16 protein-coding genes are annotated in these 19,732 nt (G+C 31.3%); 4 read left to right on the top strand and 12 right to left on the bottom strand.

Annotated features, from left to right (window positions below; genetic code table 11):
• Nucleotides 1–58 precede the first annotated feature (58 nt).
• Complete coding sequence (locus tag G9F72_RS01075; protein ID WP_164957070.1) at nt 59–1,963, top strand: glutamine synthetase; 1,905 nt, start codon at nt 59–61, stop codon at nt 1,961–1,963.
• A 77-nt stretch (nt 1,964–2,040) separates the two neighbouring features.
• On the opposite strand, the gene G9F72_RS01070 is transcribed toward G9F72_RS01075, so the two are convergent.
• Entirely contained in the window at nt 2,041–3,807 is a 1,767-nt protein-coding gene (locus G9F72_RS01070) for an N-acetylmuramoyl-L-alanine amidase (protein WP_164957016.1), read from the bottom strand.
• Nucleotides 3,808–4,152: 345 nt separating this feature from the next.
• Here G9F72_RS01070 and G9F72_RS01065 point away from each other — a divergent pair, with 345 nt between their 5' ends.
• Nucleotides 4,153–4,788, top strand: a complete 636-nt coding sequence (locus G9F72_RS01065) for an MBL fold metallo-hydrolase (protein ID WP_164957017.1) — start codon at nt 4,153–4,155, stop codon at nt 4,786–4,788.
• Between the two features lie 46 nt (nt 4,789–4,834).
• Here G9F72_RS01065 and nrdG read toward each other — a convergent pair whose 3' ends face one another.
• Together nrdG and nrdD are read right to left on the bottom strand one after the other, a co-directional pair.
• Nucleotides 4,835–5,332 carry an anaerobic ribonucleoside-triphosphate reductase activating protein gene (gene nrdG, locus G9F72_RS01060; protein WP_164957018.1) on the bottom strand — a complete coding sequence of 166 codons (498 nt, stop codon included), beginning with the start codon at nt 5,330–5,332 and terminating at the stop codon, nt 4,835–4,837.
• Between the two features lie 16 nt (nt 5,333–5,348).
• Complete coding sequence (gene nrdD, locus G9F72_RS01055) at nt 5,349–7,457, bottom strand: anaerobic ribonucleoside-triphosphate reductase (protein WP_164957019.1); 2,109 nt, start codon at nt 7,455–7,457, stop codon at nt 5,349–5,351.
• A 510-nt stretch (nt 7,458–7,967) separates the two neighbouring features.
• Here nrdD and G9F72_RS01050 point away from each other — a divergent pair.
• Both G9F72_RS01050 and G9F72_RS01045 read left to right on the top strand, forming a co-directional pair.
• On the top strand, nt 7,968–8,168 hold the full coding sequence (locus G9F72_RS01050) for a cold-shock protein (protein WP_071611001.1): 201 nt from the start codon (nt 7,968–7,970) through the stop codon (nt 8,166–8,168).
• Nucleotides 8,169–8,395: 227 nt separating this feature from the next.
• On the top strand, nt 8,396–8,572 hold the full coding sequence (locus G9F72_RS01045) for a hypothetical protein (protein ID WP_164957020.1): 177 nt from the start codon (nt 8,396–8,398) through the stop codon (nt 8,570–8,572).
• Nucleotides 8,573–8,695: 123 nt separating this feature from the next.
• Here the strand turns inward: G9F72_RS01045 and G9F72_RS01040 are convergent, their stop codons facing one another.
• From G9F72_RS01040 to metG, 9 genes are all read right to left on the bottom strand, one after another.
• Nucleotides 8,696–9,541, bottom strand: coding sequence for a hypothetical protein (locus tag G9F72_RS01040; protein WP_164957021.1), 846 nt, complete (start codon nt 9,539–9,541; stop codon nt 8,696–8,698).
• A 280-nt stretch (nt 9,542–9,821) separates the two neighbouring features.
• Nucleotides 9,822–10,406, bottom strand: a complete 585-nt coding sequence (locus G9F72_RS01035; protein ID WP_187356053.1) for a hypothetical protein — start codon at nt 10,404–10,406, stop codon at nt 9,822–9,824.
• A gap of 109 nt (nt 10,407–10,515) precedes the next feature.
• The gene (locus G9F72_RS01030; RefSeq protein ID WP_164957022.1) at nt 10,516–11,781 is read right to left on the bottom strand and encodes a hypothetical protein; all 1,266 of its coding nucleotides are present in this window, start codon (nt 11,779–11,781) and stop codon (nt 10,516–10,518) included.
• Between the two features lie 77 nt (nt 11,782–11,858).
• A complete protein-coding gene (gene rsmA, locus G9F72_RS01025) occupies nt 11,859–12,695 on the bottom strand; it encodes a 16S rRNA (adenine(1518)-N(6)/adenine(1519)-N(6))-dimethyltransferase RsmA (RefSeq protein ID WP_164957023.1) in 837 nt (278 codons plus the stop codon).
• Nucleotides 12,676–13,239: a ribonuclease M5 gene (gene rnmV / locus G9F72_RS01020; protein ID WP_164957071.1), complete on the bottom strand. Its 564-nt coding sequence runs from the start codon at nt 13,237–13,239 to the stop codon at nt 12,676–12,678. Before rnmV ends, rsmA begins: the two co-directional genes overlap by 20 nt.
• A gap of 183 nt (nt 13,240–13,422) precedes the next feature.
• Nucleotides 13,423–14,463 (bottom strand): 3D domain-containing protein, encoded by a 1,041-nt coding sequence (locus tag G9F72_RS01015; RefSeq protein WP_164957024.1) that lies wholly within the window; start codon nt 14,461–14,463, stop codon nt 13,423–13,425.
• 291 nt (nt 14,464–14,754) lie between these two features.
• On the bottom strand, nt 14,755–15,522 hold the full coding sequence (locus tag G9F72_RS01010) for a TatD family hydrolase (protein ID WP_164957025.1): 768 nt from the start codon (nt 15,520–15,522) through the stop codon (nt 14,755–14,757).
• 181 nt (nt 15,523–15,703) lie between these two features.
• Nucleotides 15,704–17,221, bottom strand: a complete 1,518-nt coding sequence (locus G9F72_RS01005; RefSeq protein ID WP_164957026.1) for a DUF445 family protein — start codon at nt 17,219–17,221, stop codon at nt 15,704–15,706.
• Between the two features lie 235 nt (nt 17,222–17,456).
• Nucleotides 17,457–19,397, bottom strand: coding sequence for a methionine--tRNA ligase (metG, locus tag G9F72_RS01000; protein ID WP_164957027.1), 1,941 nt, complete (start codon nt 19,395–19,397; stop codon nt 17,457–17,459).
• Between the last annotated feature and the right edge of the window lie 335 nt (nt 19,398–19,732).

The following is a 19,732-nucleotide window of genomic DNA, read 5'->3' as shown; positions in this document are numbered from 1 at the left end:
AATGGAGTCGCTTTCGTGGCTTTTAAATAAAAAGAATATATTTTAAAGGAGGAAGATTATTTTGAAAAATTTGATTTATGTAATTCCAAAAGAAAATCATTCTGAAAAAGATATTAAAGAAATTTTACTTGCCCACGCTGAGGTGAAATTCGTTTCTCTAGTAGGTATTGACCTATCCGGAAATGACACCGATGAAAGAATTCCAATGACTGTATTTTTAAATGACATTAGTGGTTTCTCTAAGGGGGCTATACAAACTGACGGTTCATCCGTAGTATTCCCTGGAATCGCTACTCTAAATAATGCTAAAACAGACATGCTAGCAGATTTTGATTGTAATTGGTTCATCGACTACAATTATGAAAATATTGACCGTGAAACAAATCTACCTGTAGGGACATTAAAGATTCCATGTTTATTATTGCATAATAATATTCCAGTGGATTCAAGATCTATCTTAAAAAAATCCGTTAGCTCTTTCAAAACAACCCTTCTTAATTTATTTAAAGAATATCCATCAGCATTAGCTTCCTTTAATTTTTCATATGAAGATATTGATGAAATCCTACTTACTTCTGCTACTGAGTTAGAGTTTTGGGTAAAAACACCTAATGATAGCAATAGCGCTGATATAGAGGAACTATCTACTTCTCAAGAACTAAAAGAGCAATATTGGAGTAGACTTAAAGGAAGTGTTAGAACTGCCCTAGAACAATCTCTTACTCTAATGGGAGAGTATGGTTTTGAACCAGAAATGGGACATAAAGAGGTTGGTGGTGTAAAAGCTCAACTAGGAGAAACTGGTTCTCTAACGCATATTATGGAACAGCTTGAAATAGATTGGAAATTTTCTGATGCTCTTCAATGCGCGGATAATGAACTATTTATCAGAAATTTAGTAAGAGAAACATTTAGACGTAACAAGTTAGATGTTACCTTTCTAGCAAAACCTGTGCAAGATGTAGCTGGCAGTGGTAAACATACTCATGTTGGTGTAACTGTAAAATTAAAAAACGGCAAGAGAGTTAACTTATTTACTTCAACTAAAAAACACTTCCTAAGCACTATAGGTTATGCATCCGCAATGGGCGTACTTAAAAATTATGAAGTAATAAATCCATTTATTTCTCCAACAAATGATTCACTAAGAAGATTAAAGCCTGGTTTCGAGGCTCCTGTTTGCATAGTAACTTCACTTGGCCATAGTGTAGATGTTCCTTCAAGAAATAGATCTATACTACTCGCGCTAATAAGAGACCTTGATAATCCCCTTGCTACAAGATTTGAGCTTAGAGCTCCAAATCCACATACTAATACTTACCTAGCTTTAGCTACCATATATATGGGAATGCTAGATGGACTTGTATACTCTATAAAAAACAATAAATCTGAAGATGACCTTTTGAAAGAATTATCTAAAGCACCCGGCGAGGACAGTGATTATTTAGAAAAGCATAGAGCATACAGAAGTGAAGAAAATGTATTTGATTTCTACACAACTGAAGAGCGTGAGGAGTATTTCGGAAAAGCACCTAAAACCATTTATGAAAATCTTCTTGGACTCGATGAATATCCTGAAAAACTTGAAGTTCTTAAGGCTCATGATGTATTTACTACTAGTTTATTAAATAGTTTTAAAATGGCAATAACTACTAGATGGGTTACTGAAATAAATAATAGAATATTGAATGCTTATGCAGAAGAAATTCGAAATTCTAAAATGATTCATACTCCAGAAAGGGCTTTAGATTTAGATTTAGCAAATTGGCAAAGAATTAATGATTTAAGACACTTTATAATGAAGGACACTTATTCTAAGACTAGCCTTTTTACTAAAATAAAAGAAGCTTCCAAAATAGAAAACTACAAAGAGCTTTCTGCCTTACAACTACAATTAGATGCACAAATGGAAGAACTTAGACTTTGTTATACCAACTATAAAAAGAATTTATTAGATATCTAAACTATATATCCACTGTAATGAAAAAATCACCTAAATAGTATAAATACTATTTAGGTGATTTTTTATTGTGATTTTAATTAAGGCACTATATTAGTTATTCCTAGAGTCTTAAGAATACCTGTTGAAATTGCCAAAGCTAATTTATTTTGATAATCATCGGTAATTAGTAGTTTTTCCTCTTCTAGATTAGAGACGAAGGATGTTTCTACTAATATAGCGGTAGCATCTGTATTATTTAAAACATAAAAATTTGCAGTTTTAATTCCCCTATCCAGTCTTCCCATTGTATTAATTAATTCAGTTTGAACAGTTTGAGCCAGCTTTTGCCCAGCTGCACTCCCACTAGAATAATAAGTCTCAATGCCACTAGCTGACGGAGTAGCGGCATTGGCATGAATACTTACAAAAAAATCTGGTTTAGCATTATTCGAAACATCACATTTCTCTTGAAGACTTTGTGTTTTATCAATTTCTCTTGTGTATACAGTTTCAACACCATTTCTAATTAATATATCTCCTATCTTAAAAGAAATTTGTAATACTATAGCCTTTTCCTGAGTTCCCATTGCTCCTACTGCTCCTGGATCATATCCCCCATGCCCTGGATCTATTACTATCTTGAAGGTCTTTTTAGTAACATTAATTGTAACTTTAACTGTCTTACTATAATTTGCTATAACTCCCTCATAAGTATAAATACCTATATCATTTAGAGCAACTGAACTTTTAAGCCATTCTACTGCAACATCTTTTACCACGTTATTACTCATAGTAGCTTGTACCGTTTTAGGGAAAATATAGGTGCTACCTTGTTGTAAATTAACCATTATATCTCCAACTGAAGATATATCAAAAATAGAAACATAATTAGCATCTGTATTTGCAAAGCCAGCATAATTCATGAGCCCATTAGCCATAGCCTTTGCAGCATTATTTTGATATTTGTCACTGCTTATTAATTTCTCTTCTACTGGATTGCTTAAAAACCCTAATTCCATCATTACTGCGGGACAGCTTGTCTTTTTTAATATTTCAAAAGTTGCTGTATCACTTGCTAATTTTATTCCCCTATCAATTGATTCTGTTGCTTTTACAAGTTCACTTTGTATTGAACCTGCTAATACCTTATTGTTATTACTAACATCAGATACGTAATACGTTTCAATACCACTTGCTTCAGTATTTGAAGAATTATTAGTATTTATACTTAAAAACACATCAGCCTTTGCATTCTTTGCTATTGCCGCTTTTGCATCATCCTCGCCACTCACGCTCCAAGGTACTGAATCAGTTGTTCTAGTATATACTACATTGAATCCTCTTGTTTTTAGTATAGCACCTAGTTTTAACGCTACACTTAAATTTATATCCTTAGCCTTAGCACCATTTGCACCAGTGATATTTTTAAAGTACTGCGCTGGATCTATACATACAGTAACCTCACTTGGTCTTGTAGGTGCACTTTTAGTATTAAACGCCATTCTAACTTCTTTAGGAAGAGGTTTTCCGTCTGTAGATTTAACATTTTGAGTAACTACCAAAGTATATGTCTTATTAGCCTCATAATTTTTTACAGGTTGGACTATTACATTTTTATTGTCATTAGCTAAACCAACATTAATGTCTATGTAATTATTATTTTCTCCGAGCACCTTAATGTTAGTGGCATTAACAGTAGTAGAACTCAAAGATTTATTAAAGCTCACTGTCCAGGGTTTGCTAACTACCACATTTGTCTTAGGACCCATATCTACATAGGTACTAGCCTTAACTATTGTCTGCATAGGTATCAGCAATGCAAAAGTTAAAATCATAATTGTAAATACTTTAAAGATATTTTTCATATAACCCCTCCTAAACCTTCATATTTATTTATTTATTTATTTATTTATATCATTATTTAGATAATCTTAAGCTTGATTGTAAATTATGGTATTAATCCTGAGATAATTATACTACAATTTTATTCCCATCTCTATAGTTTATAAATATTTTTTAATATTTTCCAAAGATTTATTAAATTTAATATATTTACTTTTGAGATAGTATATTACTAAAGGAAATGTGCCATAATTGAATGATAAACAACCAGATAAAATATTCTCTCACTATACAATACGTACCATTTAACAATTTGTTTCAATTTAAGATAAAATATTTAAAAATCTTTTAACAAAAGGAGAATTTACATGGAAATAACTTGGCTAGGTCATTCATCTTTTCTTTTGCAAGATTCAAAAGGTAGAAAGCTTTTAACAGATCCCTTTGATGCTACTATAGGATATGAAATTTATAAAGGTAGTCCAGACATTGTAACCATAAGTCATCAACATTTTGATCATAATTATACTAAAGAGCTAAATGGTAATTATAAAATCATAGATAAAATTGGTATGTTTTATCTATGTGATATACCTATAAAAGGTACTCCCTCTTATCACGATAAAAATAAAGGTGCAAAACGTGGTGATAACATAATATTCACTTTTAAGATGGATGAATATACCTTATGCCATTTAGGTGATCTAGGCCACCTTCTTTCAGATGACGATATAGATGCTATTGGGACTGTAGATATATTGTTTATTCCTGTGGGTGGTAATTACACCCTTAATGGCAAGGAAGCTGCGGAAGTTACTAAGAGAATAAACCCCAAAATAGTTATACCCATGCACTATAAAACTTCACTAGTGACCTTTCCCTTAGATGGGGTAGAAACATTTCTTATGTATATGAAAAATGCAACAAAAATAGATAGTAACAAACTGTTAATTAATGATGAGATAAGGGACTCAATGTCTGTCAAAATATTAAATTATATCTAAAAGAGAAGCCCTCCACTTCAAAAGTGGAGGGCTTCTCTTTGTATATTTATTCCCATAATATAATTTCATTTTTTAAAATACTTTTCCCTATATCAATGATTCTCTGATTTGATGAGCCAGTATACTTACAAGCACCTACCTTTAATTCTTCATTAAATTTACCATCAATAAGTACGTCTATGTATCTTAGTAGAGCTAGTTTGTCTTTATCTCCACTATGTATTATCTCTTCATAAGTGTACCCACTATAACACCAAATATTTAATCCTAGGTTTCTGACTCCTTCTGACAATTTTGATAGTGCTAATGCACTTTCAAAAGGTTCTCCTCCTGAAAAAGTTACTCCTTTTATTATGGGCATATTCTTCGCTATTTTACTTAGAATATCATGTACTGAAACAGAATCACCATAATCAAATCCTTGCATAACCTGATTTTGGCAACTCACACATTTATGCATGCATCCAGATACAAAGACTACAGCTCTCATTCCATCCCCATTGACTAGTGAATTATCTAAAAACCCACCTATTTGAAGTTTCACTAAAGTACACCGCCTTTTAATAGGTAGCTATATGATTCCCAGTATGAGATATTCTATCTGCTCTCTCTGCTGTTTTTCCACTACCAAATCTTTCATCCAAACTTAAGTAACCAGTTACTCTTGAAATCCCTTGTATATTATGACTACCACATTTCGTGCATTTTTGAACCCCACTTTGGAGATAGGTTCCGCAGTCTTTACAATATCTTATATGAAAATTAATTCCTAAATAACTAATGTTTGTTTGCTTATAAGCATAATCTAATATGTCCATTATAATTTCCCCTGTTGGGTAATCATCCAGTTCTATATAGCTAATATGTCCACCATTACATAAATTATGATAAGGTGCTTCAATATCTATTTTTTCAGCAATGGATATTGGATACCCTACGGGAATATGATAACTATTTGTATAGTATTCCTTATCCGTAACTCCTGGTATTTCACCAAATACAGCCTTATCTTGAAGTATAAATCTACCACTTAACCCTTCAGCCGGCGTTGCATAAGTGCTCCAATTAAGCTTAGTTTCTTCTATTAACCTATCAGTATACTTTCTTATGTAGGATATTATTTCAACCCCTAATTTTCTAGACTCTGCGCATTCACCGTGATGTTTACCGGTTATTGCAGCTAGGGTTTCAGCAAGACCTATGAACCCAATAGCCCATGACCCATTCTTTAAAATAGGTTCTATAGAATCATTAGGTGCGAGTCCTTCACTTCCAAGCATTAGTCCTTGGCCCGCTACAAAAGGTAAATCCTTAACCCTTAATTTTTTAAGCACATCATATCTATGCATAAGTGCTTCTCTAGAAAGTTCTAACTTAACATATAGTAATCTATAAAACTTATCTACATCCCCCTTAGCTAATATACCAAGCCTAGGAAGATTTATAGTTACAGGTGCAATATTGCCTCTGCCTTTTGTTCCCGCCTCTCCATTTACATTAGAGCAGATATAAGTACGGCATCCCATGGTAGCTGGCGTAATTCCTTGATCATAGTAGAATTTATTAAAATCAGCATCTAAATTCATAAAAGTAGGATTCATTCTCTTGCTAGCAACGCGGCAAGCAAGCTTATATAAATAGTGATATGGATCAGTTTTTTCTCTATTCACACCTTTTTTAACTCTAAAAATTATATTTGGAAATACTGGTTGTTCTCCTTTTCCAAGTCCCTTTTCATATTCAGTTAAAAATATTTCACATACTAGTGCCGCGTCTTTAGATTCTGGTATTCCAATATTCATTGAACTAAAAGGCACTTGTGATCCTGCCCTGCTATGCATTGTATTTAGATTATATACTATGCCCTGCATGGATTGTTCTATAGCTCTTCTTAATTTACGCTCTGCAAACTCATTAATCTTATTTTCATCTACGCCAAGCTCTCTAATTTCTTGCCTTATTTCCTGCCTTGTATATTCTATAAATGCAGCCATATCATTATCAAAATTTGGATGTGATTGGCCACCAAACATATCATTCTGCGTTGATTGAAGTAAAATACATGAGAGCTCTGCTGCAGACTCTATCCTTTTTGCTGGCCTTATATAACCGTAGCCTGTATTAAAACCTCTTTCTAAAACTTCTTTTGTTGGTATATGCAAACAATTTACAGTTAAATTGTAGCTATCTAAATCATGGTAGTATACATCACCATTTTCATGTGCTTTTGCTAAATGCTTAGGCATCATAGATAAATTATGCCATTTGTTAGATTCACTAGCAATTCTAAGTAACTTAGAACTAAAATTATTGCCAACATTAGCATTATCTCTATCTGTCTCTACTCCTATTTTTTCTATAGCTTTCATAAGGTCTGATTTTATTTCTCTAATCTTGTTACGTTCACGCCTATAATTAGAAAACGCTACTCCAATAGGCTTATGACCGTTTTCTAAAAGCTTATCTTCAACAATATTCTGTATTTCCTCCACAGAAAGTTGCTGCTTGTCCAAATCCTCAATTCTTTCAAGCACCTTTTGAGTTAGCTCTATAATTTCACTTTCTTTTAAGTTAAAAGCTATCTCATCCGCCGCTCCTCTTATGGCATTTGTTATTTTTATTGAATCAAATTGAACCTCTCGTCCATCTCTTTTGACTACATGTAGCATAACTAGGCCTCCCTAAACACAATATCTTGTACTTTGCTTATTATACTCTAGTGAAAATTTTATTTCAATTTCAAAATTAACTTCTATCATATAATAAACCCATTTAAGTTTTGATTATCTCAATATCCTTTGGTTTTTTATCCATATTGTACTGTTGACATTAAAAATTTAAAAAAAATTAAATAGTATAAAAATAATATTAAAAGCCAAACTATATTTAGAACATAAAGCAATCACTATTAAAACTATTATAAATAATATAGTGTTGTAAATTAAAATAGTTTTATAAAAATAAGCTAGCCTATATGCATTTTAAATTATGAAATAATATAATAAAATAAATTGGGTTTAGAAGAATTTTTAGTAAATAAATAAAGAAATTATAGGATTATTTATTTTATTTTTGAAAAACTATTTAAAAATCTACTAAAGTGTAGTATTATAATAGTTATGTTACAAATGTTTTATGTTACAAATGTTACAAATTTTTTTATTCAGGAGGAAAGTTATATGAAAACAGGTACAGTTAAATGGTTTAATTCAGAAAAAGGGTTTGGATTCTTATCCGTAGAAGGAGAAGAAGATGTATTCGTACATTTTTCAGCTATTCAAGGAGACGGATATAAATCTTTAGAAGAAGGACAACAAGTTCAATTCGAAATAACTACTGGAGCTAGAGGACCTCAAGCTTCAAACGTTACTAGATTATAATTCAAAATCTAAAGTAATCTATAATATACATCAATTATAGATAAACCACCTATCACTTTGTGATAGGTGGTTTTTAGTTATATCTGCTATACGTAATAAACTTAAATACTGCTCTGTACTTTGTTTTATTATTGCACAAAAACATTATCACTTTCATGAATATAATAGTGATTTTTGCTAAAACTATACAAGAACTAGTTTATAAACTATGAAAGGATGTTTTCATAATGTTTGGAAAAATAATAGATATGGACAATACAGATGCTTTTATAAATTTTTTAGATGGAACTACTATGGATGTAAGTATTTCTCGTTTACCTAAAGATTCAAAAATAGGAGATTCTGTTGATATAAATATTGGTACCACTAATTTTCTCAACGATAAAATGGAAAGTTTTTTCTAATAGAATTTAAATAATAAAAAGCTGTATTTATTTACAAATATAACTTTTTATTATTTAGACATCTAAAAAAATAGACTAGCATACTCGCTAGTTATTTTTTTTGATTGACTTAATTAACTATCTTTAAAATTTGGCAGGTTTTTTATCTTCAAAAGTTTCAATGTTCCATAGTCCTTTATCATATTTGGCTACTACGTAATATAACTTTTCTTTCTCACTAAGTGCAGTCTTAATTGTAACAGAGGACTTGTATATGGTAGCTTTATACCCTTCTGTTTTAACCTTTATTAATACATCATAATCTGCACTTTTACCTTTTAGTAGGACAGCATTGTAATCATTTAGTATTTTACTTTTAAAGGTTTCTAAATCAGTTGATAGTACAAATTTAGCTACACTATTATCTTCACTTATATCAATACCTATTTTTTTGCCTTTATCATCAACTTTAGCATTACTCTTTACATACTTATCTAATACCTTTGAAATTGAATCATAATATACAGTTTTAAAATCTATAGGCTTTCTAATATTCCAAAAGTTTTGTATTATATCATTATCAATTCTTTTAGATACAATATAACTCTTATCTGTGCTGTACAAATTGGCTCCATCTTTTTCATCAAGCCCTGCTATATAGTTGAATTTGTGAACTTTATCTATGCCCTCATACATTTCAAATATATAATCAGACTCAAGTGTTGACTTTTCACCAACTTCCTTAGATGTTGATAAAATTTCATACAAGTCTTTTATGGCTATCTCATCCGTAACCACAAATCTAAAACTTTTATCCCTAGTACTTTGTATTATTATCTTTTTAATTCTGCCTTGCTTAATATATTCAAAATCATTATTCTTTACTCCAAGCTTTACTTTAATTCCATCAAATCTTTTACATCCTGTAAATATAAACGCGGCTATGATTATAAATGAAAATATAAGGAGCTTATTTTTATTTTTGTGCATTTGTTATCCTCCTCGCTACTCTCTGCGGGATATAGCAATCATCAATTGTTATCCTAACTATCAGATGTAATTGTATATTACTAGTTAATTTGCCTTAATCTTATTATTTAAGCCACCTAGCACAATCAATTATTAAGAGAACAATAATACTCCTCTTAATTAAAAGTTCGTTAAAGACGCTATATACACTTACAATGTAGCTATGGATTCCTTAGTTATAACTTCTTCTTTTAAAATGACATTAGCTAAATTATAATACTTTAAAAAGTTTTAAGCAACTTTAATTAATTTTAAATGTCTCCACTATACTTTCATAAATAGCTCCAAAAGCTTCTTTAAAATTAACATTCCTTGTGAAAAATGAAAATCTATAAAATTCACTTCCATCATCTATAAAATACTCATAGACCTTGTACCAATTATTATCAGTTACATTAATTAAGTATTGCACTAAATATGTTTTTTTACCATTTATAATAACACTGTCTAATTTATAATTTTTAATTGCATTTTGCTCCTGAGATATTTTTTTACTATTATCTAAAAATGTTTTCAAATTCTGTTTACTTGTCCACACTTCTACAAATCCATGAATTACTGCATCTGATGATTGAAAATCATTGTGATATATAATCTCGCCACCAGAAAATTTTTTTTCTTTAGTTGTCCATCCTTCTGGTAATTTATAACTTACTTTCCCATTTAAAGCATGGAAATCATTTAGCAAATTAATATTATGCTCTACAAGAATGGTGGTTTTTAATTGTTTATCGAATCCTTTTGATATTCCTAAAAGTGTTATCATAAGGCCCATTAGTATTACTATAATTCCAAGTTTTTTTCTGTTTATAAATATAATCCTCAATATGCCCCTCCCTATATTAATATTAATATACTATATGATACATATTAAAAAAATATTAAAAAATTAAATGTGCGACTAAATTATATAGTCGCACATTTAATTTCATATATTATTTTTTTAAAGGGACAACAATTGTAGATTTTTTAAAATCATAAAACATCAGCCAGTGCCCCATTTCACTATTTTCACTATCCGCAATCCAAGATACAAAACCAGTTTTGCCTCCATAGGGCTGATGACCTTTAGATCTGCTTCCAGGTATTCCATAAACAATATATTTCATTTTTCCAGTGGAGTCACATTTATATCCTAGCATAAAATGTTTATAGTTTCTAATATATGGATAGTAACAAATCATAGGATAATATGCTATTGTATATTTATTATAGTCACTGAAGTCATACATACTCTCTAGAGTATTCACAGGTACTTTATACCATTTGCACCATTTCATTTCTTTAGAAAAATTAGGTGCTTCATCAAAACCTAGTGCTACTGTTTTAAAGAAATTTCCCATAGCACCTTTAGGATATTCACATTTATCATAATCACTCTGCTTGTTTTCTTGCTCTTCTTTATTTTGTTTTTTATCCTTATTTCTATTTCCATCAGAAACATCATCATGCTCTTTTGCCTCTGGTTCTCTAGCTTCCGGTTCTTTAGCTTCCGGTTCTCTAGCTTCTGGTTCCCTAGCTTCTGGTTCTCTGGCTTCTGGTTCTCTGGCTTCCGGCTCTTTAGCTTTAATCTCTTCTAATTCATCTGAAATTTCAACATCTTCAACTTTACCTCTTTGGTCCGTATTTATTTCTTCACCCACATTGTTTTGAGCTCCTGAATGTTCAACTACTTCATCATTTTTTATTTTAATTAATTCAATATTTTGTTCATATTCATCAAATTCATTAATTATATCATCCGTTCTTGTTTCTTTGTTTCCACTATTGAAATCTGCTAATTGATAGTTTCTCCATTCATTTGGTTTGTCTGTTGTTGAAAATCCGCTCATTATTGATACCACATTGGTATCTAGAAATTTCACAATTGCAGCTCCAACAATCTTTTCAGCTGATATGCCCGTATCTGCAATATTTTCCATGTCATATTCATTAGAAATGTCTACCCTACCATAATCGTCTATGTTCAATTTACCCAGTTTTACAATTTTATTCACATCTTTTTTACCACATATTAAAATCATGTAATAAGGTTGTTTCTCTTTCCTTAGGTTTTGCACATAGTATGAAATCTTGCACTTATTATTTTTCATTTCTAACTTTGCATAACCGGAAGGAATTTTATCAGAGTCTAAAGAATAACCTTTTTCATCTTCTTGCAATATAATAAAGTACCTACTATAACTTTTTTTAGGTGTCACCTTCTTTTACCTCCATATAAAACTTATTCATTATACTATATGAAGTATGTAATAAAAAGTGAACAACATTTGGAAATTTATTTTATAGACCCTATTTCATCTGAAAGCAACGCGAATTCTTGAAGTGATAGTGTTTCGCCTCTTCTACTAGAATCAATGTTTGCTCTTTCAAAACATTTTAGTAATTCTTCTTTACCAATACCAATATCTTTGATACCATTCCATAAAGTTTTTCTTCTCATATTAAAAGATTTCCTTACTATAGAAAAGAATAAGGCCTCATCTTTAACCTTAACCTTGGGCTCCTTTAATCTATCTAATCTAATAACAATAGATTCTACCTTGGGCTGTGGAATAAATGCTGATGGTGGCACTAATCGTATAATTTTTGTATCACAGTAGTATTGAACTAATATTGAAAAGGCTCCATAAGCCTTGCAGCCGGGATCAGAGTCTATCCTTTCTCCAACTTCCTTTTGTATCATTATAGTTAGTGATTTAAAATCATAACCTTTGGTAAGTAAGTTAACAATTATTGGAGTGGTGAGATAATATGGTAAATTAGCCACCAGCTTTACGGATTTTTCATCCCCCATAAGTTCATTAAAATCTACTTTAAGAGCATCCTTATGAATAAGCTCAAAATTATTGTAATCTTTAAGTTCCTCTTCTAAAATGGGAAAAAGCTTTTCATCCAATTCAATTGCGCAAACACTTTTAGCTCTTTTTAAAAGTTCTCTAGTTAATGTTCCAAACCCCGGTCCTATTTCTATAATAAAATCCTCTTCATTAACCTCTGCTCCATTAACCACGTCTTCTAGCACAGAGTCATCTATCAAAAAATTTTGACCCAGGCCCTTTTTAAACCTAAACTCATATTTCTTTGCAACTTCGCTAATGGTTAAATTTTCCATAGTCCATCTCCTTATCTATCTTTTTAAGGGCTTCTATAAATTCTTCCTTTACAATTCCATAATTATTTAACCTAGTTATAAATTGTGAGGAATTACCGTATCCTATACCTAATTCTTTCCCTAGTGCATCCCGTCTTTCTTTTGCTCTACTATCGGCTGTCAACTTGAAAAATATCATATCCTTTATATTATATTCACTTCTTTTCTCTTGAACTTCAAATTTTGCAGTTTCTAGAGCTCTTAATATTGTTTCAGGTGATGCGTTTTCAACACCAATATCTCCATCTTTGGTACCTTCCTTTTGAGATATATATGCATGCTTTACATTTGCTACTCTTTTGGAAATAATTCTTCTTATTTTTTCTCCAGCAAAGTCTGGATCAGTAAAGATTATTACGCCATTTCGTTTTTGAGCTTCTCTTATTTTGTTGATTATCTTTTCGTTGATTCCAAAACCACCTACAGAAATTAGCTCAGCATCTACTGCTCTTTTAACCGCTGTAACATCGTCTCTTCCTTCAACTACTATTACTTCTTTAATCATAATATTATCCATGTCATCCTCCATACCATACTAATCTAAGGCACTTACTATTATATATTAATAAAAAATAAAGATATCCTTTAGTATTTCTTTTTATTACTGTATCTATAATATCATTTTACTTATAAATAGTGAACACTATTTATTAGTGAACTATAAAGCAAAAAAAAGGAGCTAATGCTCCTACTTCAAAATATAAATATCGACACTCCGAGATCCCCAATCCATCATTTCATTATTTGAATCGAAATATAAATCTATATGATTACCTTTTATTGCTCCACCTATATCTTCAGCAATTGCAAGTCCATATCCATCTACCCAAAGCTTGGTTCCCAGTGGAATAACTCTAGGGTCCACAGCTATAGTACTATAGCCATCTGTGTTTCTTTTTGCCCTCACTCCAGTGGAAGTTATACCATAGCCAGAATCACCAGGGCTTTTACCAGTGCTATCAAAATCAGCATTATATGCTGTTGCCCTAACCCTAAGCTTTTCAGTATAATGAATGTCGCCTCCACGTGATGGTGTATATACACCAAGAGTACCTAGTGCAACTATTTGCTTAACCGGCTGTGATTTAAGTTTTTCACTTACTAATTTTCTAGATACCTCTTTGCCATTTTCATAGACAACAGATGAAGTAATAACCTTCTGACCCGCTTTTCCTGTTTGAATAACTTTTTTTACACCTTTGTCCAATTCGTTGCTGTTTTTAAATTCAGTTGCAAAGTCAATCGCTTTAACTTCTTGAAGAACATCAGTGTTTACTCTTGTTATTTGTACTTGTAACCCTGATTTTAGCGAATCACTTTTTAACGGGGTAACCTTGTCCTCACCACTTAATACAATATTTTCTGCTTTCAGCATATCTGCTACTGTATTTTCGGCAGTTTGAATATTCAATTCTTTCCCATCAACTTTAACTTTAACATTTACAGCTTTTTTTATATATATTTTGTCTCCGTCTTTTACTTCACTGTCTAAACTAACTGTTATTTGATCTTTTGCCCCTAGTGCTATATTATTAGTTTTTAGTATTTGATTAACATTGCTTTTTAAAGTTATAACTTGTATGGACTTTCCATCAACAATAACCGATATAACTTTTTTCATGTTAAATATAGTCACCGTAATACATGTTAATAACATCATTACTATAAAAACTGTCTTGGGCCCGTTTGAAAAATAGTACTTCAAATTATTTTTCGCGTTTTTCATCATAAAAATTCCCTCCCTTAGTCAAGAGTACTTGGGTATTATACCTTGAAGCAAGAAATATGTCAAATTCCCTCCCCATTACTCTTAGTTTTGACTGTAAATGCATCATTGTGCATACAATTATAATATAAAATTATATTATATTATAATTTAAAAATAAAATGATTAATCCAGTCTTTCAGGGTAAATTAGTAAAATAGTATTTACCATTAAAATTATATGTACTTTACATAATTTTAATTACAGATTTATTGTATTTTTTTTCCAACAGATAGAATTACTAATAATTATATACTATTTGTTTATTTTTAGCAACTCTTTTATGTTAAAAATTGTTATATTTTCTATTTCTTCTATGGTTTTGCCCTTGATTTCTGATATCTTTTCTATTATGAACTCAATGTAATCAGACTGATTTCTTTTACCTCTATTTGGTTCTGGTGCCATATATGGACAATCAGTTTCTACTAGTATCCTATCCATTGGTACAACCTTTGCAACCTCTGCTATTTTTTTTGCATTCTTAAAGGTTATGACTCCAGTAAATCCTATATAATACCCCAACTTTAAACATTCCACAGCAAATTCAACACTTCCTGAGAAGCAGTGAACGGTGCCAATAACCTCAGGAAATTCCTTTAATATATCTAAAGTATCTTTGTGAGCATCCCTGTCGTGTATAACCACCGGTAATTTAAGTTCTCTTGCTAACTCCATTTGAAGTTTAAATGCAGCCTTTTGAATATCTCTAGGTGGGTTTTCTTCATAATAATAATCTAGCCCTATTTCTCCTATTGCTTTTACCTTTGGGTTTTGAGCTAAATTCCTTAGTTCTTCAATAACTTCCTCATTAACAATGCCTGCATACTCAGGATGGATTCCTACTGCCGAATATATAAAGTCATATTCACTTGATAATTCTACTGACCTTCGTGCACCTTCCAATGATGCACCACAGTTTAAAACCCCTATTACACCCTTATCCTTTAATCCCAGTATTATTTTTTCTCTATCTTCATTAAAAGCATCATCATCATAATGTGCATGTGAATCAAATATCATAATAAATACTGTATTAAACTCAATAATTTCATAAGTTTAATTACAGCTTTCACCTTCCTTTCAATGTATTAAATCATCATCCTCGAAGCTACAATTAACTACTTCAGAAGGAGATTTACCCCCATGTAGACCTCTGGAGCAGATAACAATTCTCAATTGTTATCCTCCCACTGAAATGTCGTTAAAGTGAACCTAATATAGGAGATAGTAATCCCATAATTGCTCCTAGCAGTGCTCCTAGCCAAGTTATTGCGCTTAACTCTTTACTAGCAATTTCCAGTATGATTTTTTCTGAAAAAGCTACATCAAATTCATTAATTTTATCTTCAGCTATTTTAGCTACATCTAACACTTCAATTACATCAGCAGCCTTATTCTCTATAAATTTATTGTATAATTCTTTAACCACTTTAGAAATAGACTTAGATACTTTGTCCCCTTCTCCCACAAATATTGATTTAATCTCAACATTTAACAATCTATTAATTAACAATGAAACTATTTCTGTGATTTTTATTTTAACAGAATTGCTTTCCGCCATAGCTTCTATTCGACTCTTTATAATTTTTTCTATTGCATTTTTATAATCTATTCCTGTTGTTTCCAGTACCGCCTCAATAGATATATAATTATTAAACTTATCCTCAAGCTTATCAAAGGTATTTCTAATAAGTTTTTCATCTACAATCTTTGTTGTAAACAAATCAATTAGAGGCTTTAACCCATCGTCAATACCTTCTTTAGAAAATTCAGAAAACACGCTAGATATTGAGCTCTTCAAAAACTTGTCTATTATATCATTAATAATTAGTGCAATATCATTATGGTTTTCATCTTCATCTAAGAATTCATTTATACCCGTAACAACTTTTTCATAAGTATTGTCAGCATTCACGAACATTGCTATCATGGGATTTAGTTTAGTTGTTATTGTTTCTCCTACAATTTTCCTCAATTTTTTCCTATTTTTTTCTTCTTTCATTATTTTCTTTATTGCCATAGCTATATCATATCTTTTGCCATAAACATATACTTTCACATTATCTATTATCCCTTTAGGTATAACTTCCTCAAAATTCTTATCTAAAACCTTTAAGTCATTTAACTTTTCATCTAATATATTTTGAATCTCTCCGTAAAAACCCTCTGTACCCTTATACTCAATAGCCGCACTTATCATCTTATTTTTTATTGAATTATATAATTCACTTTCACAAATTGCTTGTGGCGATGCTGTTAATTCTAACATTATTTGGGTGCTTACATATTTAGCAATGGCTTGTTTAGCATCTTCTTCATTTATATATTCAATAAATAATTTAGAAATATTACTATTAGTATTCCCTAAAAAATTAGAATACTCATCACCTAATAAGCCTTTTATCTCATTTTCTACTGTAGCCTCGCTATTTTCTATAGCACTAATTTTAGTTTGCACCCAAGAATCCAATTGTTCATTCATATTTTCACTGCATAATGACTGTATAATTGTTTCCTTCGTCAAAAGATTCTGGCCTATGGCCTCACCTACACTTTTAGCTATCCTAGACTTTTCTTTTGGTATAAGTCCTGGGGTAAATGGAACTTTGAATTTACCGATTCTAATCTCTTTGTGTGGCTTAAACAACATTTTTATAGCTAACCAATTGGTTATGTACCCGATAACAGCTCCAACTAAGGAACCTATAAGAAATTTCATATTATTTTTCCTCCTTGCCGTTCTCTGGAGTACGAAACAATTTTCAATTGTATCTCCCCTCACGGTTCTTTGTAGTACAAAACAATTATTAATTGTTTTGATCTTTGCTATTCTCTGAAATAGTTACAATTACTAATTATAAATCTAACTTTATTAAAATTCAATAGACTGTGTTATTTTAAATACAAAAGCATGAAGCCTAATTTACTAGCACTTCATGCTTTGTCTACTGGAATTACCTTACTGTACTTCCAGTAGGCAATTCCCCTGGTATTGATATTGCAAATAACTTACTATCGTCCTGAGACGCTGCTGCAATGATCATCCCCTGTGATAATTCACCTCTAAGTGTAACAGGCTTTAAATTAGCTACTAGGACTACATACTTTCCAATTAATTCTTCTGGTTTATAGTTCTGGGCTATTCCTGATATTACCTGCCTTATTTCTCCGCCTAAATCTACTTTTAACTTAAGGAGTTTTTTAGATTTCTTCATTGGTTCACATTCTAATACTTTAACCACTCTCATATCTATTTTTTCGAAATCTTCTATAGTTATTTCTTCTTTTACTTTCTCCATAGTAGGTTTTTGTGTTGCTTTCCTATTTTCCTCTACAAGTTTGTTAAGCTCTTCTATTTTAGCTTCCACATCTATTCTTGGGAACATTACTTCACCCTTATTAACTTTTGTTCCCGCACTTGTTCCATCAAAGGATGCCAAACTGTCCCAGGTAGTTGCTTCTACATTTAGTTGATCATTTATTTTACCACTTGTAGTTGGTAAAAATGCTGATATTAACACTGATGTCATTCTTAATGATTCTGCTAAATTATACAGTACTGTACCAAGTCTTCCCTTTTGGGATTCATCTTTTCCAAGTATCCATGGTGAAGTTTCATCTACATACTTGTTAGTTCGCCTAATAAGTGCCCAAACGTGATCCAATGCTTCAGGAATTTTAAGCTCATCTATAGCCTTCTCTACTTTACCTGGCACTGCAAGTGCTAGTTCTATTAGTTCATTATCAACATCTGCACTTTCTGAGGGTGCTGGAATAACTCCATCAAAATATTTTTCTATCATTGTTACAGTTCTTGATAACAAGTTGCCTAAATCATTAGCGAGGTCCGAATTTGTTTTCTTTATGAATATTTCATTAGTAAATATTCCATCAGAACCAAATGGTATCTCATGAAGCAAATAATACCTTACCGCATCTACTCCAAAATGATTAACTAGTATTACTGGGTCTACTACATTTCCTTTAGATTTTGACATTTTCACTCCACCATCAAAAAGAAGCCAGCCATGACCAAATACCTGTTTAGGAAGAGGAAGTTCTAATGCCATTAACATAATTGGCCAATATATTGTATGGAATCTTAGTATATCTTTACCTATTAGGTGGACATCCGCTGGCCAGTATTTTTCATAAAGGGAAGTATCTTCTCCATTATATCCAAGGGCCGTTATATAGTTAGACAGAGCATCTACCCATACATATATAACGTGACCTGGATCAAATTCTACTGGTATTCCCCAGTTAAATGTTGTTCTTGAAACGCATAAATCTTGAAGACCTGGTCTTAAGAAATTATTTAACATTTCATTCTTTCTTGATTCTGGCTGGATAAACTCAGGATGAGCTTCAATGTACTCTATAAGTCTATCCGCATATTTTGACATTTTAAAGAAATATGCTTCTTCCTTTGCTCTCTCTACTGGTCTTCCACAATCAGGACATTTTCCATCTACTGCCTGAGTCTCTGTCCAGAAAGATTCACAAGGAGTGCAGTACCAACCTTCATATGCACCTTTGTATATGTCACCTTGATCATACAACTTCTTAAATAGTTTTTGAACGGCTTTTTTATGATAATCGTCTGTAGTTCTTATAAACTTATCATAACTTATGTCCATTATTTTCCACAATTCTTTTATGCCTGCTACTATTTCATCTACATACTCTTTTGGAGTAACGCCTTTTTCTTCTGCTATTCTTTGAATCTTTTGACCATGCTCATCTGTTCCGGCTAAGAACATTACATCATACCCCGTAAGCCTCTTAAATCTAGCAATTGCATCCGCAGATACTGTTGTATAAGTATTGCCGATGTGTAGATTTGCTGATGGATAATAAATTGGTGTGGTAATGTAATAAGTTTTTTTAGTCATATTTTTCTCCTACCTCTCAAATTAAATTTATTTGTCGTTTTAAGTTTTTGGAAAACAAAAACATGTAGAAATATATTAATTAACTTATAATAATCCTAAAATATTATAATTTCCCGGAAAATAAAAAAAGCCTCTAAACAGAAAAAACTTTCTGTTTAGAGACGTATTAACGTTTTACCACTCTAATTCATCTTTACATCACTATAAAGAACTCCATGGGTGACCATCATCACCTGTCAATATAACGGTTGAACCCGTATTCTCCTAATAATTAAATTCAAAAGTATATTTTATAATTATGCTTTCAAACTCTTATTCAGATAATCTGCTTAGAG

This window comes from Clostridium estertheticum (genome assembly GCF_011065935.2).
Lineage (GTDB): Bacteria > Bacillota > Clostridia > Clostridiales > Clostridiaceae > Clostridium_AD > Clostridium_AD estertheticum_A.
This window is presented reverse-complemented; position numbering and strand designations above follow the sequence as displayed.

Coding starts and splice junctions, on each gene's coding strand:
- rnmV (WP_164957071.1), bottom strand. CDS start 13,239: ATGATTAAAGAAGTAATAGTAGTTGAAGGAAGAGACGATGTTACAGCG.
- metG (WP_164957027.1), bottom strand. CDS start 19,397: ATGACTAAAAAAACTTATTACATTACCACACCAATTTATTATCCATCA.
- G9F72_RS01010 (WP_164957025.1), bottom strand. CDS start 15,522: ATGATATTTGATTCACATGCACATTATGATGATGATGCTTTTAATGAA.
- G9F72_RS01045 (WP_164957020.1), top strand. CDS start 8,396: ATGTTTGGAAAAATAATAGATATGGACAATACAGATGCTTTTATAAAT.
- G9F72_RS01070 (WP_164957016.1), bottom strand. CDS start 3,807: ATGAAAAATATCTTTAAAGTATTTACAATTATGATTTTAACTTTTGCA.
- G9F72_RS01015 (WP_164957024.1), bottom strand. CDS start 14,463: ATGATGAAAAACGCGAAAAATAATTTGAAGTACTATTTTTCAAACGGG.
- G9F72_RS01065 (WP_164957017.1), top strand. CDS start 4,153: ATGGAAATAACTTGGCTAGGTCATTCATCTTTTCTTTTGCAAGATTCA.
- G9F72_RS01050 (WP_071611001.1), top strand. CDS start 7,968: ATGAAAACAGGTACAGTTAAATGGTTTAATTCAGAAAAAGGGTTTGGA.
- rsmA (WP_164957023.1), bottom strand. CDS start 12,695: ATGGAAAATTTAACCATTAGCGAAGTTGCAAAGAAATATGAGTTTAGG.
- nrdD (WP_164957019.1), bottom strand. CDS start 7,457: ATGCTACATGTAGTCAAAAGAGATGGACGAGAGGTTCAATTTGATTCA.
- G9F72_RS01005 (WP_164957026.1), bottom strand. CDS start 17,221: ATGAAATTTCTTATAGGTTCCTTAGTTGGAGCTGTTATCGGGTACATA.
- G9F72_RS01040 (WP_164957021.1), bottom strand. CDS start 9,541: ATGCACAAAAATAAAAATAAGCTCCTTATATTTTCATTTATAATCATA.